Source organism: Bacillus sp. OTU2372, assembly GCF_038440275.1.
Lineage (GTDB): Bacteria > Bacillota > Bacilli > Bacillales > Cytobacillaceae > Neobacillus > Neobacillus bataviensis_B.
Genome location: NZ_JASATK010000019.1, coordinates 84377 through 100610, shown reverse-complemented (window position 1 = coordinate 100610; position 16234 = coordinate 84377). Strand labels below are relative to the sequence as shown.

At 41.3% G+C, this 16234-nt stretch carries 15 protein-coding genes; 14 read left to right on the top strand and 1 reads right to left on the bottom strand.

Annotated elements, in window-relative coordinates:
- Positions 1-9 precede the first annotated feature (9 nt).
- From AAHB15_RS22945 to argH, 11 genes are all read left to right on the top strand, one after another.
- Positions 10-522, top strand: coding sequence for a serine dehydratase beta chain (locus AAHB15_RS22945; RefSeq protein WP_335574817.1), 513 nt, complete (start codon positions 10-12; stop codon positions 520-522).
- Complete coding sequence (gene sdaAA / locus AAHB15_RS22940) at positions 522-1400, top strand: L-serine ammonia-lyase, iron-sulfur-dependent, subunit alpha (RefSeq protein ID WP_342043446.1); 879 nt, start codon at positions 522-524, stop codon at positions 1398-1400. The genes AAHB15_RS22945 and sdaAA overlap by 1 nt, the downstream gene beginning before the upstream one ends.
- A 14-nt stretch (positions 1401-1414) precedes the next feature.
- The gene (gene gcvT / locus AAHB15_RS22935; protein ID WP_342043431.1) at positions 1415-2527 is read left to right on the top strand and encodes a glycine cleavage system aminomethyltransferase GcvT; all 1113 of its coding nucleotides are present in this window, start codon (positions 1415-1417) and stop codon (positions 2525-2527) included.
- A 116-nt stretch (positions 2528-2643) separates the two neighbouring features.
- A complete protein-coding gene (gene gcvH / locus AAHB15_RS22930; RefSeq protein ID WP_335574814.1) occupies positions 2644-3039 on the top strand; it encodes a glycine cleavage system protein GcvH in 396 nt (131 codons plus the stop codon).
- A 1-nt stretch (position 3040) separates the two neighbouring features.
- The gene (gene gcvPA / locus AAHB15_RS22925) at positions 3041-4399 is read left to right on the top strand and encodes an aminomethyl-transferring glycine dehydrogenase subunit GcvPA (protein WP_342043430.1); all 1359 of its coding nucleotides are present in this window, start codon (positions 3041-3043) and stop codon (positions 4397-4399) included.
- Positions 4386-5876 carry an aminomethyl-transferring glycine dehydrogenase subunit GcvPB gene (gcvPB, locus tag AAHB15_RS22920; protein WP_342043429.1) on the top strand — a complete coding sequence of 497 codons (1491 nt, stop codon included), beginning with the start codon at positions 4386-4388 and terminating at the stop codon, positions 5874-5876. The genes gcvPA and gcvPB overlap by 14 nt, the downstream gene beginning before the upstream one ends.
- Before the next feature lie 88 nt (positions 5877-5964).
- Positions 5965-6843 carry a lipoyl synthase gene (gene lipA / locus AAHB15_RS22915; protein ID WP_098528216.1) on the top strand — a complete coding sequence of 293 codons (879 nt, stop codon included), beginning with the start codon at positions 5965-5967 and terminating at the stop codon, positions 6841-6843.
- Positions 6844-6878: 35 nt separating this feature from the next.
- The gene (locus tag AAHB15_RS22910) at positions 6879-7184 is read left to right on the top strand and encodes an iron-sulfur cluster biosynthesis family protein (protein ID WP_342043428.1); all 306 of its coding nucleotides are present in this window, start codon (positions 6879-6881) and stop codon (positions 7182-7184) included.
- A 106-nt stretch (positions 7185-7290) separates the two neighbouring features.
- Positions 7291-8691 carry a dihydrolipoyl dehydrogenase gene (gene lpdA, locus AAHB15_RS22905; RefSeq protein WP_342043426.1) on the top strand — a complete coding sequence of 467 codons (1401 nt, stop codon included), beginning with the start codon at positions 7291-7293 and terminating at the stop codon, positions 8689-8691.
- Positions 8692-8839: 148 nt separating this feature from the next.
- Positions 8840-9706 carry a formyltetrahydrofolate deformylase gene (gene purU, locus AAHB15_RS22900; RefSeq protein WP_342043424.1) on the top strand — a complete coding sequence of 289 codons (867 nt, stop codon included), beginning with the start codon at positions 8840-8842 and terminating at the stop codon, positions 9704-9706.
- Between the two features lie 583 nt (positions 9707-10289).
- On the top strand, positions 10290-11825 hold the full coding sequence (gene argH / locus AAHB15_RS22895) for an argininosuccinate lyase (protein ID WP_342043423.1): 1536 nt from the start codon (positions 10290-10292) through the stop codon (positions 11823-11825).
- A 255-nt stretch (positions 11826-12080) separates the two neighbouring features.
- Here argH and AAHB15_RS22890 read toward each other — a convergent pair whose 3' ends face one another.
- Complete coding sequence (locus AAHB15_RS22890) at positions 12081-12992, bottom strand: TauD/TfdA dioxygenase family protein (RefSeq protein WP_342043421.1); 912 nt, start codon at positions 12990-12992, stop codon at positions 12081-12083.
- Between the two features lie 483 nt (positions 12993-13475).
- Here AAHB15_RS22890 and AAHB15_RS22885 point away from each other — a divergent pair, with 483 nt between their 5' ends.
- Genes AAHB15_RS22885 through AAHB15_RS22875 form a run of 3 tightly spaced genes read left to right on the top strand, consistent with a single transcriptional unit; the run spans position 13476 to position 16224 of the window.
- Complete coding sequence (locus tag AAHB15_RS22885) at positions 13476-14519, top strand: ABC transporter substrate-binding protein (RefSeq protein WP_335574805.1); 1044 nt, start codon at positions 13476-13478, stop codon at positions 14517-14519.
- 12 nt (positions 14520-14531) lie between these two features.
- A complete protein-coding gene (locus AAHB15_RS22880) occupies positions 14532-15359 on the top strand; it encodes an ABC transporter ATP-binding protein (protein ID WP_335574804.1) in 828 nt (275 codons plus the stop codon).
- 34 nt (positions 15360-15393) lie between these two features.
- A complete protein-coding gene (locus AAHB15_RS22875) occupies positions 15394-16224 on the top strand; it encodes an ABC transporter permease (RefSeq protein ID WP_446715894.1) in 831 nt (276 codons plus the stop codon).
- The last annotated feature ends 10 nt before the right edge of the window (positions 16225-16234 follow it).

Genomic DNA, 16234 nt, shown 5'->3' with positions numbered 1-16234 from the left:
GGCATTTGAATGGAATTTCAAAGTTGTTTTGACATTATCGGTCCGATCATGGTGGGACCGTCGAGTTCTCATACAGCGGGTGTCGTATCAATCGGAAAGTTTATATACGATTTATTGGAAGATTGTCCGCAAGAAGCAAATATTGTCTTTTATGATTCTTTTGCTGAAACCTATCAAGGTCATGGAACAGATAAAGCACTTCTTGGCGGATTACTTGGGATGGAAACGGATGATCCACGAATAAAATATTCACTGGAATGGGCTATAAAAGATGGGATGCAGTTCAGGTTCGAATTTGCAGAAGACTGTAAGTATTATGACCATCCAAATATAACAATCGTAACAGCAAAATGTGAGGAACATGTTGTTAAAGTTGGCGGCGTGTCACTCGGCGGCGGCTTATCCAAAATCTTTATGATTGACGAAGAAATGGTCGATATTCGTTTGAGTGCAGGCGAGGATTTTACAGCTCTTGCTCGTCATTATCAACCTAAAAGGAAAAGGCTACTGGGGGCGAAATGATGGAAATTCAATCCATGAGAGAGCTAATCAATGCTTGTGAAAGTGAACAAAAAACCATTGGTGAAATGATGTTGATGATGGAAGTAAAAAGATCAGGAAAAGACCAAGAAACCATTATTAGCATGATGGAAGAGCGGTTGATCAAAATGAAAGAAGCTGTTACTAGCGGCATCAATGATGCATCAGCCGCCCCAAGCGGTCTTTCCGGCGGTGATGCCGTAAAGATGAATGATTATATGAGTCAAGGCAAATCTTTGTCAGGAAATTACATTAGCAATGCAATGGCCTTTTCGTTGGCTACTTCAGAAAACAATGCGCGAATGGGTGTCATTGTAGCAACGCCAACTGCCGGGGCAGCCGGCATTTTACCCGGGGTATTGTTTTCACTTCATAAAAATGATGGTACGCCTTTTAAAGATTTAGTCATGGGGTTGTTTACGGCAAGTATGCTCGGTTATGTCATTGCGAACCGTTCCTTTATTTCGGGAGCAGCCGGAGGGTGCCAGGCTGAGGTCGGTTCGGCAACCGCTATGGCCGCCGGAACGATTGTTGAGTTAAAAGGGGGTACACCACAGCAAGCTGTAAATGCCACTGCCATTGCGATGAAGTCACTTTTGGGTTTGGTTTGTGACCCAGTGGCAGGACTTGTTGAAGTTCCTTGCATTAAGCGGAATGTGATCGGAACCTCCATCGCATTTTCAGCAGCCGACATGTCCCTTGCCGGGATTGAAAGCCGTATTCCTTGTGATGAGGTAATAGAAGCCATGTACAGGGTCGGAAAAGATATGCCCCGGACACTCCGCGAAACCGCACTTGGCGGTCTGGCAACGACTGAAACCGGAAAACAAGTAAAAGAACGACTATTCTGCAGGAAATAATAGGGGGGAGCAAGATGAGTACGGTAACAGCATTAAAGCAAACACCACTTTTCGAAACTTATGGAAAATATGGTGCGAAGGTTATAGATTTTGGCGGCTGGGCGCTTCCAGTCCAGTTTTCGAGCATTTTAGATGAGCATGAGGCGGTCCGAACAAAAGCAGGACTCTTTGATGTCTCTCATATGGGTGAAGTGCTTGTTGAGGGGAAAGATGCAGAGAGTTACATCAACTACCTTGTCACCAACGATGTGACAAAGCTTGCCATCAATCAAGCACAGTATACCGCCATGTGCTATCCAGACGGTGGAACAGTCGATGATCTATTAGTCTATAAATTAGATAATGAAAAATATTTACTCGTCATTAATGCCGCCAACATTGAGAAAGATTTCAACTGGATGCAGCAACATGTAAAAGGAGAGATGACGCTCCAAAATATTTCGAATGAAACCGCCCAGCTTGCCATCCAAGGTCCAAAAGCGGAAGGGATCTTGCAAAAGTTAACAGGAATCGATCTATCCAAAATAGGCTCATTTTATTTTGCCCAACATGTTGTTCTTGACGGTGTAACAGATGTACTGGTATCCCGTACGGGTTATACAGGAGAAGATGGGTTTGAGCTCTATTTAGCAGCGGATCAAGCTGAAACACTTTGGGAAAAACTTTTAGCCGCAGGAAGTGAAGACGGCCTAAAGCCATGTGGTCTTGGAGCACGGGATACGCTCCGATTAGAAGCACGTCTAGCACTCTATGGTCAAGAATTGTTAAGTGATATTAGTCCGCTTGAAGCAGGAATCGGCTTCGCCGTTAAACTCAAAAAAGAAAGTGACTTTATCGGGAAAGATGCACTGTTAGCCCAAAAAGAAGCAGGATTAAAACGAAAATTAGTTGGGATTGAAGCCACAGGACGGGGGATACCGCGTCATGGTTATAAGGTGATTTCAGAAGATGGAGAGGACCTTGGTGTTGTGACATCGGGAACCCAATCACCGACTTTAAAGAAAAGCATTGGTCTTGTTTTAATAGCAGCGGAACATGCTGAAGTGGGGACAAAGTTAAAAGTAGAAATTCGAAATAAGCTTATTGATGCTGTTGTTGTGAAAACACCATTCTATAAAAGAGGTTAATAGAGTATCAGAGTTCTCTAGAATACCACGATACAGGCTCCAGGAAGGCAGTCTGGTATGTAAAATACTTAAAAAATCATAAACCCAAATTTAAAAATTGAAAGGAAGTAATAATAATGACAAAAGCGACTGCAACCTTACTATATAGCAAAGAACATGAGTGGGTTTTACAATTAGACGGAAATCGAGTGCGAATTGGAATTTCTGATTATGCCCAAAAACAGCTGGGAGATATCGTATTTGTAGAAAGTCCGCAAGTGGATGATGATGTAACAGCAGATGAATCCATGGGAACAATTGAATCGGTTAAAGCCGTTTCTGAAATTTATGCTCCAGTTTCAGGTACAGTTGTTCGGATTAATGAGGAGTTGGAAGAAGCTCCAGAAACTATTAACGCCTATCCATTCAGCAAAGGCTGGTTAGTAGAAGTGGAAATGTCAAGTCCAGAAGAATTGGAATCTCTTTTAAATGAAGATGAGTATCAAACATTTATCAATGAAGGAGAGGAATAGAATGACATCTACTTACAGATATCTCCCTGATACGAAACAAGATCAAGAAGAAATGCTCGCTTTTTTAAATATGTCTTCTATCGATGAGTTGTTTGAAGATATTCCAGCTGAAATTCAATTGCAAGGTGAGCTAAATATACCAAAGGCGGACCCTGAAGTACTCCTACTGAAAAAAATGAATCGTCTTGCTTCCATAAATAAAAATGCGAATCAATACCCAACCTTTCTAGGGGCAGGAACTTATGATCACTACATACCAAGTGTGGTCAACCACATGATTTCCCGTTCTGAATTTTATACGGCCTATACACCATACCAGCCGGAAATCAGCCAAGGCGAATTACAGGCGATTTTTGAATTCCAAACGATGGTTTGTGAGCTGACAGGAATGGATGTTGCCAATTCTTCCATGTACGATGGTTTTACATCACTTGCGGAAGCGGCATCACTTGCCGTTTCATCAACAAGACGTTCGAAAGTGCTCGTATCAAAGGCCGTTCATCCTGAATCACGCGCCATCTTAAATACGGTAGCAAGCGGTCAAGGGTATACCGTAGAAGATGTGAATCTTGCTGCGGATGTTACCGACCTAGAAAAACTTGCAGAACAAATCGATAAGGGGACAGCTGCTGTTATTGTTCAATATCCTAACTTCTTCGGTTCGATTGAAGATTTGGCAGAAATTAAAAAAATTGCCGCAGCTAACGGAGCACTTTTCATCGTAAGTGCCAATCCGTTGGCGCTGGCGCTCCTGCAGGCTCCCGGTAAGCTTGGGGCAGATATTGTGATCGGCGATATGCAGCCATTAGGAATTCCGATGTCTTTTGGCGGCCCGCACTGTGGTTATTTTGCTGTAAGTAAGAAATTTATGCGGAAAATTCCTGGACGGATTGTCGGGCAAACGAAAGATGAGAAAGGACAGCGTGGCTTTGTCTTAACCCTTCAAGCACGTGAACAACATATTCGCCGTGATAAAGCTTCCTCCAATATTTGTTCAAACCAGGCATTAAATGCACTTGCTTCTGCTGTTTGTATGAGTGCACTTGGGAAGCAGGGAATTCGTGAAATGGCTCAACTAAACATTGAAAAAGCTGATTACATGGCAAAATGTCTCCAAAAGAAAGGCTTTATCGTTACGAACCAAGCACCATTCTTTAATGAATTTGTGGTAGAACTTCCTCTTCCAATCAAAGAGGTAAACGCAAAACTGCTTGAGGCGGGAATCATCGGAGGCTTTGACTTAGTGAGTGATTACGGCTTTGAAAATCAAATGCTGATCGCGGTGACCGAGCAGAGGACAAAAGAAGAGATAGACCAATTTATCGAGGTACTGGAGGCTGTTGTAAATGGTGGAATATAATGATCTGATTTTTGAAATTAGTCGACAAGGACGAGTGGGTTCAAGCCTTCCGGAAAGTGATGTTGCGAAAGTGGATATAAATGATAAACTTCCGCAGCATTTGATTCGTGATATTCCGGCAGAACTCCCGGAAGTATCAGAACTGCAGCTTGTTCGCCATTATACAGCGCTTTCGAATAAAAACCATGGGATCGATAACGGTTTCTATCCACTTGGTTCTTGTACAATGAAGTACAATCCAAAAATAAATGAAGATGTAGCCCGTTTGGAAGGGTTTAGCCGTATTCATCCATACCAGCCAACTGAAACCGTACAGGGTGCATTAGAAGTTCTATATGAATTACAGGAAGAACTAGCTGTTATCACAGGAATGGATGCAGTAACATTACAGCCTTCAGCAGGAGCTCAAGGTGAATGGACAGGGTTAATGATGGTCAAAGCCTACCATAAGCAAAAAGGTGAAGTGAGAAAAAAAGTACTTGTTCCGGACTCGGCACATGGAACAAACCCTGCAAGTGCATCGGTTGCCGGCTATGAAACCATAACGATTCCATCCAATGAGCATGGGTTAGTCGATCTGGAAGAATTAAAGAAACATGTGGATGATAACACAGCAGCACTGATGCTGACAAATCCGAATACGCTCGGACTGTTTGAAAAAGAAATTGTTGAAATTGCTAATGTTGTCCATGAAGCTGGCGGTTTATTGTACTATGACGGTGCGAATGCCAATGCGATTTTAGGAAAAACAACACCTGGTCAAATGGGCTTTGACATCGTGCATTTAAATCTTCATAAAACATTTACTACACCTCATGGCGGCGGTGGCCCAGGTGCAGGTCCAGTCGGCGTGAAAGAGAAGCTGATTCCGTTTTTACCAGTTCCACGAGTGGTCAAAGAAAATAATCAATATAAGCTAGACTATAACCAGCCTCTATCAATCGGTCGTGTGAAAGGGTATTATGGAAACTTTGGTATTCTATTGCGTGCGTACACCTATATTCGCACCATGGGACCTGAAGGATTACGTCAAGTATCGGAAGGTGCCGTCCTTCATGCGAACTATCTTCGCAAAAAGCTTGAGCCGTATTTTGATGCACCATATTCACAAATTTGTAAGCATGAATTTGTATTATCCGGGTCTAGGCAGAAAAAGTTAGGGGTAAGAACACTCGATATGGCCAAACGTCTGCTGGATTTTGGTTACCATCCGCCGACCATTTACTTCCCACTGAATGTGGAAGAGTGTTTGATGATCGAACCGACGGAAACAGAGTCAAAGGAAACGATGGATGCCTTTGCTGATGTGATGATTCAAATTGCCAAAGAGGTAGAGGAAAACCCAGGTATCGTATTAGCGGCACCACATACAACGGTGATTGGCCGATTGGATGAAGTGCAGGCAGCAAGACAACCGATTTTGCGTTATACAAAAGAGGAATCAGCAGTGAAAGAAAAAGAAACGGTAAACGCATAAAATGAAACTTTCATCTGTGCAGCGGATGCGCTGCACAGATGGTTTTCAAGTTAAAAGATAATATGATCCGTTCATAGGAGTGAATTAGATGGCCACCGAGTATGTACGTAAACCAGAATGGCTCAAGATAAAATTAAATACGAATGAACAGTATACGGGTTTAAAAACGATGATGCGTGAAAAAAAGCTTCACACAGTCTGTGAAGAAGCGAAATGCCCGAACATTCATGAATGTTGGGCATCACGAAAAACGGCAACCTTTATGATTTTAGGAAGTATATGTACACGTGCCTGCAGATTCTGTGCGGTTCAAACGGGGCTGCCGACAGAGCTTGATTGGGAAGAGCCGGAGCGCGTTGCTGAATCTGTGGAGCAGATGGGGTTAAAGCATGTTGTGATTACTGCTGTTGCCCGTGACGATTTAAAAGATGGAGGAGCAGGGGTTTTTGCAGAAACGGTCAGAGCCGTAAGACGCCGTAATCCATTTTGCAGTATTGAAGTTCTTCCTTCCGATATGAATGGTGAGTATGACAACTTAAAGACATTAATGGATGCGAAGCCTGACATTTTAAATCACAATATTGAGACGGTAAAACGTTTATCACCAAAAATTCGAGCACGGGCTACCTACGAACGTTCCCTTGAATTTTTACGCCGGGCAAAAGAACTAAATGCTGCTATTCCAACAAAATCAAGTATTATGATTGGTCTTGGAGAAACAAAAGAAGAAATTATTGAAACGATGGATGATCTTCGTGTGAATAATGTCGATATTATGACGATAGGCCAATATTTACAACCTACCAAACATCATTTAAAAGTTCAAAAATATTGGAGTCCGCAGGAGTTTGATGAACTAAAAGTAATAGCTATGTCAAAAGGATTTAGTCACTGCGAAGCCGGCCCGCTTGTTCGCTCCTCTTATCATGCCGATGAACAGGTCAATGCAGCAAAGGCGAATGCGTAATCAAGGAAATGAGCGGTTAGGAGAGGTGAGGTCCGATGAAATTAAAAATGACAGAAGCAGCCATAAACAAGCTAAAAGAATTAGCTGGGAATGAAGAGGGAATTCCTCGGATTGATGCGGAAGTAGCTGGCGGATGCGGGATGTCAGTTAAGTTTTCGATTCTTTTTGATGAACCGCGTCGAAACGATATATACATAGAGATAGAAGGGCTGCAGATCCGAATGGATCGCTTTACAAAACGTTATTTAGATGAAGAAACAGTAATTGATTATCAAGATGACCATGGTTTTCTAGTCGGAGTCAGCTTTATCTCAAGTGCGTGTGCAATCGAAATAGATTAATAGGAACGTGGCTAATGTTAGTGTCCTAGGAGAATCAACTGTTTTAACACTATAAATCAAAGTTTTCCTGTAGGTAATATGGGTATTATGGAAAGGAGAAATGAAAATGACAAAAGAATATGACATTGTGATTATCGGCGGGGGACCAGGAGGCTACGTTGCTGCCATACGCGCATCACAATTAGGCTTAAAAGTGGCGGTAGTCGAAAAAGGAAAAGTCGGTGGAACATGCCTTCATGCCGGATGTATTCCAACCAAGGCCTTATTAAGAAGTGCAGAATTATATGCACAAACAAAAAATGCAAATCGATATGGTGTCATTGCCCCAGAAGTTGGACTCGATTTTACAAAGGTACAAGCTCGGAAAGAAGAAATTCAGGACCGACTGTATAAAGGGATCCAACATTTAATGAAAAAAGGAAAAATTGATATTTATGAGGGAAAAGGAAGTATCTTGGGGTCAAAGGATGTGTTAGTTCAATTAAACAATGAGGAAGGGGAAGTCATTGTAAGTCCTCGGAATATTTTAATTGCAACAGGTTCTCGCCCAAGAACATTTCAGGGCTTGGAAGCGGATGAAAAGTATGTCATGACATCAGATGAAGCGTTAGAAATGGAAACGTTACCAAAATCAATTATCATTGTGGGCGGAGGAGTAATTGGAATCGAATGGGCGTCGATGCTAGTAGACTTCGACATCCAGATTACAGTGATTGAATATGCTGATCGAATTTTACCGACTGAAGATAAAGATGTTTCAAAGGAAATCCAGCGCTTACTAAAGAAAAAAGGCGTGAAAATCGTCACAGGGGCAAAGGTGCTCTCAGAAACGCTTGAAAAAGGTGATGGTGTTTCGATCAAGGCGGAGCATAAAGAGAAAGAAGTGTTATTTTCTGCAGACAAACTTTTAGTATCCGTAGGTAGGCTGCCGAATATTGAAGGGATTGGACTTGATAAAACAGCGATCGAAATGAATGGGATTTTTATCAAAACAAATGAATTCTATCAAACAAATGAGCCCAACATCTACGCAATTGGTGATGTTATTGGGGGATTACAGCTGGCCCATGTCGCCTCACATGAGGGAATCATTGCTATTGAACATATGGCAGGAAAAAATCCTAAAGTGCTTGATCCAACTCAAGTTCCAAAATGTGTATACTGCAGTCCAGAAGTAGCAAGTGTTGGTCTTACAGAAGATGATGCGAAGGAGAAAGGATTTCAAGTTAAAACTGGTAAATTCTCATTCCGGGCAATCGGAAAGGCCCTCGTTTTTGGTGAATCAGACGGATTTATCAAACTTGTTGTTGAAGAAGGAACAAATAAAATGTTAGGTGCCCATATGGTGGGTCCCCATGTAACGGATATGATTACAGAGTTTGGATTAGCCAAAGTTCTGAATGCAACTTCAATGGATATTGCTCATATGATCCATCCACACCCAACATTAGCCGAAGCGATTGGTGAAGCAGCGCTTGCTGTAGATGGAAAGGCAATTCATGCATAAGTCTAATACTTTAAGAATGATAGTGTTATAAAATAGAACAAATATTTCAGAAGTATGAGAGGATTCCTCTTGGGCGGGACGAGTAGCCCTTCTTATCAATTCATTTCATTTCACATAAATCATAGGCCTAAGGATGGTGTGAGCAAGGATGACAAAAGTAAACCTGAACCGTGTTAAACTATTAATTTCTTGTCCAGAAAAGCCTGGTATTATCTCAAAAGTAACGAATTTTTTATTAGAACACAAGGTGAATATTGTACATTTTGACCAACATACGACAGATCCAAACTCAGGTATATTTTTTATGCGGATAGAGTTTGAAATGAAAGAATCTGATTCTTCATTTGAAAAACTAGAACAGGATTTACAGGTAATGGAACGGGACTATAGTCTGGATTGGCAGCTGAGCAGTAATGAAAAAAGAAAGCGAATGGCTATCTTTGTTTCCAAAGCAGACCATTGCCTCAATGAGCTTCTTTGGCGCTGGAAATCCAAGGAAATCGTGGTGGATTTCCCTTTGGTCATCAGTAATCACCCCGATTTAAAAGAAGTCGTTGAGGGGTATGGCATCCCTTTTTATCATATCCCCATGTCACATGAAACGAAAGAAGAGGCTGAACAGAAGGCATTAGAACTATTGGAAGGGAAGGTAGACTTTATTGTCCTGGCAAGGTATATGCAAATTCTTTCCCCCAATTTTATATCCCATTTTCCTAATCAAATTATTAACATCCATCACTCCTTCTTACCGGCATTTGTTGGGGCAAATCCTTATGTGAGAGCGTTTAATCGAGGTGTAAAGTTAATCGGGGCAACGGCCCACTATGTAACAAATGATCTTGATGAAGGACCAATTATCGAACAAGATGTACAACGGATTAATCATCGCTATACAGTAGAAGATTTAAAGACGGCCGGACGTCATGTGGAAAAAAGGGTTCTTGCCGAGGCTGTTTCCTGGCATGTTGAAGATAAAGTACTAGTCCATGGCAATAAAACGATTGTTTTTACATGAGTTTAAACGGCAGATGATAGGAGATGAGGTTATTGGCAGGAAATGAACGTGTACTAGGCGTTATTCATTTCATATTAGCTATTCTTTGGATATGGATTTTTCTTCAAAGTAAACGAAGGAAATCGGTAAACTACATACATATCATGCTACTGCTTTTTGCCGTTGGTATTTTAATTAATTCTCTTTATAAAGTGATTAATCGTTGGTGGTATTAGGATAGTAGAAAAAGCTTGCGGATGATTTGTTATATGCAAGCTTTTTTTAATCAGAAATTGGTAAAAAATATCCTAGTTGCTGATTGAAGTACAAAACTCCAGTAGTTAGGATTAATGATAAAATTATAATTTTAAGAAAATATCGAAAGATAAGTAAATTACTGTTATAATTAAATATCCAATAGGAATAATTGAAAACAAAAAGTCTTCCGGACAACCGATGTCATGAACATACAATGTTCATGCTTTTTTTATAAGTATAAAAGGCTGCAGGCCAAAATAAACAAAAGATTGCGAACCTCTTTCTCTTATTTCATTTTCTAAAGTTTACTTGTCAGTATGTTAGGGATTTTTTAGGGGGGATAGTGATGGATAGTAAGGAGAGCATTTTGAAAAAGGAAGGACGGAAGTTTCCTGGAGCGACTTATTCAGAGGTAGTATTGGCACCTGCTTATGAGCACGCCAAACAAACTTTACTAGAGCCGATGCTAGCAGTCCATAAAGCCCATCTAATTATGCTGGTGGAACAAGGGTTGTTGGAGGTGAATGAAGCTTACCAAATTCTGGCAGGTATTTACGCGCTTGATAAGGAGGCACTTCTTCAATCCACCTATGATGGACAGTATGAGGACCTCTTTTTCCTTGTAGAGAGTCAAATAATGAATGTTGCCGGCGAAATGGGTGGAAGTTTGCACCTTGCCAGGAGTCGAAACGATATGGGTGTTGCCATGTACAGAATGGTTCTTAGGGACAAGATTCTACTCGCCATCGAGGCGCTGCTTTCCTTTCAAGAAACCCTTTTGAGGGTGATTGACACCTATAAGGAAACCATTGTCCTAGGGCATACTCATACCCAGCAGGCCCAGCCAATGACGTTCTCCCATTATCTACTAGGAATATACGATGTTGTTGACCGTGACTTAAAAAGATTGAAGGCAGCATATGAAACATGCAATGCCAGTCCTCTCGGCGCGGCGGCCCTCACTACGACCGGATTTCCGATTGACCGAAAAAGGATTGCAGAGTTATTAGGATTCCCTAAAATCATCAAGAGTGCCTATGATTCAATTGGCGGTGCTGATTATTTAGGGGAAATTGCCACAGCGATCCAATTAACCTTTATCAATCTCGGCCGATTTTCACAAGATCTTCTCTTATGGTCCAGTCAGGAATTTTCAGCGATCCGTGTGGCAGACCCCTATGTGCAAACGAGTTCCATTATGCCGCAAAAAAGAAATCCCGTTTCATTAGAGCATATTCGGGCATTAAGCTCAAGCGGGATTGGAAATGCCCAAACCGTACTTCAAATGTTACATAACACACCATTCGGTGATATAAACGATACCGAGGATGACCTTCAGCCTTATTTATGGAAGGGCCTGCACCTCATAGATCAAGTTTTTCGGTTAACAAAAGTGGTGGTTGGAACGATTGACGTAAATGAAGCACTGTTAAAAAGAAGGGCTCAAGAAAGTTTTGCGACGATTACCGAATTAGCCGACACCCTGTTTAGGGAAGCAAACATCCCGTTCCGGACCTCTCATTCCATTGCCAGCCAGGTGGTGAAAATTGCCTTGGCCAGAGGACTAAATGCGACTCATGTCACATCTCTACTCGTAGATGAAGCGGCAAAAGCAGTTGTCGGAGTTTCGTTGAATTTACCGGAAGAGGTCATTCGCACAGCAATGGACCCAGAACACTTTGTTAAAATTCGGTCGCTGCCTGGCGGACCAGCACCAGAGGAAATGCAGCGGGCCATTGTGGAAAGAGAAGCTAGTCTACACCACCAAATTTCTTTACTCCATACGGAGGTTAATCGAATTACAGTTTGTATGGAAAAACTTGATAAACTGACAAGCCATTGGGGCAAAAAGGATGAAGACGATATCAATACAGGACATTGATGTAGGCGGTACTTAGGAAAATTCTCGAAAAAGAATAGAAAGGTGCTTGTGATGTGATTGGAGTTCTATATTTGCGACTGTTGCGCACGCGATGCCTGTGTCAAATCACTAAATAAGCCTAATTTCTCAATATATTAAGGAGAAATTAGGCTTTTTATTTTCCGATAACATTTATGTTGTCATAACACTTTAATACGTCCCAAATTGGGGAGAACTATTTCCTAACTTTACAATATCTGATGGAAAGAAGATTACCTATTGAATCTTTTTTACTTTTGTTTTTGTAATACTACGGCGACCATCTAAACCAACAGGTACCTCTCCATCAATGGTAACTCTTCGGACAACCCTTTGTGAATTACCATAGTCATTCACTGCATAATGTTGGGTTGCGCGGTTATCCCAAATGATGACATCGCCCGCTCTCCATTTCCAACGGACCGTATTTTCGAGTTGTGTTACATGTCCTTGTAAGATAGAAAATAAATGAGCCGAATCAGTGGAAGAAAGCCCGATAAAGTTTTTCACAAAATGACCAAGTAGAAGGTGTCGCTCTCCTGTTTCAGGATGTACATGGACAACGGGATGTTCGGTTTCATAGATGGTAGAAGTAAAGATTTCATCATGGCGTTTTTTCGCTTCAGAAGAAACATTCGTGTGCTTGGCTGCATAATCGTAAGCATTCGTATGGACTGCCCATAATTGATCTGCTAGACTTTGTAATTCTGTTGGCAGGTTTTCATAGGCAGTAGCTGTGTTTGCCCAAACGGTATCGCCTCCTGCCTCTGGTATCACTACTCCGCGTAGAATGGAGAATTTAGGGTACGCCGCTTCAAACGTTACATCCGTATGCCATGAATTTGCACGACCGCCATGATCAGAATGAAGTTCTAATATATAGTTTGTGCCACCTTTTGCCGGAACAGTTGGGTGAACAACTGGGTTACCAAGTAGTTGTGCAAATGCTTCTTGTCCTTGATCATCTAGGTGATTCTGATCACGGAAGAATACAACCTTATACTTTAATAGTGCTTCACGGATGGATTTAACCGTATCCGAGTCGAGTTCACCGGAAAGTTTCACCCCTGATATTTCTGCTCCAATACGTCCGGACACTGGTGTTACTACGATTGCTGCTCCATTTTGCACTTCTTTAACATTACTCATTTTTATTTCCTCCTTGTTTTTAGCCGCAAAAGCGGCGCATTGATCATGGACCGATAAGACAAAAGAAAGCCAGAGCATATGGCTCTGGCTTCCAGGTGACTGGTCAGCAATTCATTTGAAAGTTAATTATGTAATCCCTATCGGTTTAATGTGATTTTAAATGGTCTAAATACTTCTGTCAATAATTAAAAAATAAATAGGCTGATAGAAAAATTCAATTTAGAAAATTTTTAATATTCCGTTGACTGATGAAAATGGAACTGATAGGATAGTGAAAACCAAGTAGTCCAATGGGAAATTAAATATATATCCACCGGTCGACCGGAGACTTTTCTTTTAAAAGATAGGTCTCCGTTTTTTTTTTTTCGAGGAATAGGTACGCAAATAAGAATGTGCCCTTAATTAATCGTATTTTTTGTTGCCAGTAAAGGATATTTCGATTGGATGGATTGGTTTTAATCTTAAGAGAAGGAAGGGAATGTTATGAAGTTTTGGAGAAGGAACGTACTTTTTTTGTTAGTGGTATTATCAATCGTTATATCTGCTGGATGCCAGGAGAAGAAGACAGGAGCTACAGGAACAAAAGGAAATGGCGCGTATGAAACGCTGAAACTCAGGTATGAAGGATCGGTGGGTTCGGTTACTTATCCAGAGTTAGCGGAGGATTTAGGCTATCTTGGTCCGATTAAACTTGAATGGATCGGAAATCAAACAAGCGGGCCTGCCTCTATTCAAAACGCAGCTACCGGTCAAACTGATTTTGGCGGTGCATTTAACGGGGCCATTGCCAAATTGATAGCGAGCGGTGCACCTATAAAATCGGTCATTGGTTATTACGGCAGTGATAAGGATACATACACTGGCTATTACGTTTTAAATGACAGCTCGATAAAAGATGCTCACGATTTAATTGGAAAAAAAGTTGGTATGAACACAATGGGAGCTCATGCTGAATTCGTTTTAAAAGAATATTTAAAACAAAATGGACTCACAGACGAAGAAATTAAGAAAGTAACATTAGTTGTTCTGCCACCTGTAAGTACAGAGCAAGCACTGCGCCAAAAACAAATCGATGTGGCTGTTTTGACTGGGATGTTAGGTGATCTGGCTGTAAAAAATGGGGGGATAAAAAAGCTTTTTAGTGATTATGATTTGTTGGGACCTTTCACAGCAGGCAGCTATGTATTTACCGAAAAATTCATCAAACAAAATCCACATACGGTGAAAAAGTTTGTTGAGGCTACAGCAAAAGCGATTGAGTGGGCACAAACCCATTCACGAGAAGAAGTGATTGCCCGTTATGAATCCATTATTAAGAAACGGGGGCGCAAGGAAGATACAAATACGGTGCAATATTGGAAAAGTACAGGTATTGCGGAGAAAGGTGGAGTTATTCAGGGCAAGGAATTTAAAATTTGGGTCGATTGGCTAAAGAAAAATGGTGAGTTCAAAGATGGCCAAGTGAAACTAAGTAATTTGTATACCAATGAATTTAATCCTTATAAGGGTGAAATTGAAAAAAAGTAATGGGGTGAGAGGATGACGGCAAAAATTCAGTTTGAACATGTCAGTAAGGTCTTTAAAGTAAGGGACTTAGAGCAAGGAAAGGGAGCCCTTAAAGAATTTACAGCCATTAAAAATGTTCATCTTTCGGTGAACAGTGGAGAGTTTCTTTCATTAGTAGGCCCATCAGGATGCGGAAAATCAACTTTGCTTGATCTTTTAGGCGGGTTGACGAAACCAACCTCCGGACGGATCTTATTGGATGGAAAACCGATTGAGGGACCCGGTTTAGATCGGGGGATTGTCTTTCAGCAGTATGCGCTATTGCCTTGGAAGACAGCTAAAGGAAATATTGAATTTGGCTTAGAATCTAAAGGTGTTCCCAAAAAGGAGCGGGCTGAAATTTCTCGGCACTTTTTGTCACTGGTTGGATTAGCAGGTTTTGAAGATCGTTATCCGCACGAACTCTCAGGTGGAATGAAGCAGCGTGTGGCCATTGCCAGAAGTTTGGCGTTTGACCCTGAAGTGCTATTAATGGATGAACCGTTCGCTGCCCTCGATGCGCAGACGCGTGAAACCTTGCAAACAGAATTACTTCGAATCTGGGAACATACCAAAAAGACAATTGTTTTCATTACCCATGGGATTGATGAGGCGGTGTATCTGGGACAGCGTGTTGCCGTAATGACTTCCCGTCCTGGAACCATTAAACAAATTATTGATAACCCGCTTCATTCAACCAGTCATGAAGAGGATTTACGTTCGACAACAGCATTTGCAAATGCCCGTCACCAAATTTGGGATTTGCTTCGAGAAGAGGTAGTCAAAGCGCAAACAGTCGAGAATAAAGATCAATCAGCTTAAAAAAGTTTAATTATTTTATAGAAGAGGTGAGGAAATGTCTGATTTTGGAAAATCGTTCACAGCCCCAATGCAAACATCCCATGGGATTCGTTTTTCTTTTCATTGGGTGCAAAGTCTTATCAAACAATCAATTGTCATCTTGCTTTTACTAATCCTTTGGGAGACTGCTCCCCGAATGGGGTTAGTGGATCCCACGTTCTTTCCGCCTTTTTCAAAAGTAGCAGAGAGTTGGTGGGGATTAGTGATTTCGGGTGATCTGTATGCCCACTTTCAGGCCAGTATTCTCCGTTCGCTTTTCGGATTTGGGTTGGCGATACTTGTTGCCATTCCTTTGGGGCTTATTATTGGGTGGTATCCGCTGGCAAGCGAATTGTTAAATCCGGTGCTGGAGGTGTTTCGTAATACAGCTGCCTTAGCATTATTACCTGTCTTTATTTTGCTGCTTGGGATTGGAGAAACCTCTAAAGTTTCCATCGTCTTTTTTGCTTGTACCTTTCCGATTCTTTTAAATACGATCAATGCTGTTCGAAATGTCGATCCATTACTTATTAAGGCGGCCAAATCCATGGCTCTTCCCTCCTACAGGCTGTTTTATAAAATCATTTTGCCAGCTTCTATTCCGACTATTTTTACCGGAATACGTATGGCTGGATCATCATCCATTCTTGTGTTGATTGCTGCCGAAATGGTTGGAGCTAAAGAAGGTTTGGGATTTCTCATTAATTATTCGCAGCAGAACTTTCAAATTCCGCAAATGTATGCCGGTATTATTACGATTTCCCTGCTTGGTGTGGCGATTAATTATCTATTAATTTCCTTAGAAAGAAAATTTTCAAGCTGGAAAACAAATTCAAACCAACAATAAAAGAAAGAAG

Bases quoted from the DNA above. Each gene is read 5' to 3' on its own strand.
- AAHB15_RS22945 (WP_335574817.1), top strand. From the start codon at position 10: ATGGAATTTCAAAGTTGTTTTGACATTATCGGTCCGATCATGGTGGGA.
- gcvPA (WP_342043430.1), top strand. From the start codon at position 3,041: ATGACATCTACTTACAGATATCTCCCTGATACGAAACAAGATCAAGAA.
- gcvPB (WP_342043429.1), top strand. From the start codon at position 4,386: ATGGTGGAATATAATGATCTGATTTTTGAAATTAGTCGACAAGGACGA.
- AAHB15_RS22885 (WP_335574805.1), top strand. From the start codon at position 13,476: ATGAAGTTTTGGAGAAGGAACGTACTTTTTTTGTTAGTGGTATTATCA.
- gcvH (WP_335574814.1), top strand. From the start codon at position 2,644: ATGACAAAAGCGACTGCAACCTTACTATATAGCAAAGAACATGAGTGG.
- lipA (WP_098528216.1), top strand. From the start codon at position 5,965: ATGGCCACCGAGTATGTACGTAAACCAGAATGGCTCAAGATAAAATTA.
- gcvT (WP_342043431.1), top strand. From the start codon at position 1,415: ATGAGTACGGTAACAGCATTAAAGCAAACACCACTTTTCGAAACTTAT.
- AAHB15_RS22875 (WP_446715894.1), top strand. From the start codon at position 15,394: ATGTCTGATTTTGGAAAATCGTTCACAGCCCCAATGCAAACATCCCAT.
- lpdA (WP_342043426.1), top strand. From the start codon at position 7,291: ATGACAAAAGAATATGACATTGTGATTATCGGCGGGGGACCAGGAGGC.
- sdaAA (WP_342043446.1), top strand. From the start codon at position 522: ATGGAAATTCAATCCATGAGAGAGCTAATCAATGCTTGTGAAAGTGAA.
- argH (WP_342043423.1), top strand. From the start codon at position 10,290: ATGGATAGTAAGGAGAGCATTTTGAAAAAGGAAGGACGGAAGTTTCCT.
- purU (WP_342043424.1), top strand. From the start codon at position 8,840: ATGACAAAAGTAAACCTGAACCGTGTTAAACTATTAATTTCTTGTCCA.
- AAHB15_RS22910 (WP_342043428.1), top strand. From the start codon at position 6,879: ATGAAATTAAAAATGACAGAAGCAGCCATAAACAAGCTAAAAGAATTA.
- AAHB15_RS22880 (WP_335574804.1), top strand. From the start codon at position 14,532: ATGACGGCAAAAATTCAGTTTGAACATGTCAGTAAGGTCTTTAAAGTA.
- AAHB15_RS22890 (WP_342043421.1), bottom strand. From the start codon at position 12,992: ATGAGTAATGTTAAAGAAGTGCAAAATGGAGCAGCAATCGTAGTAACA.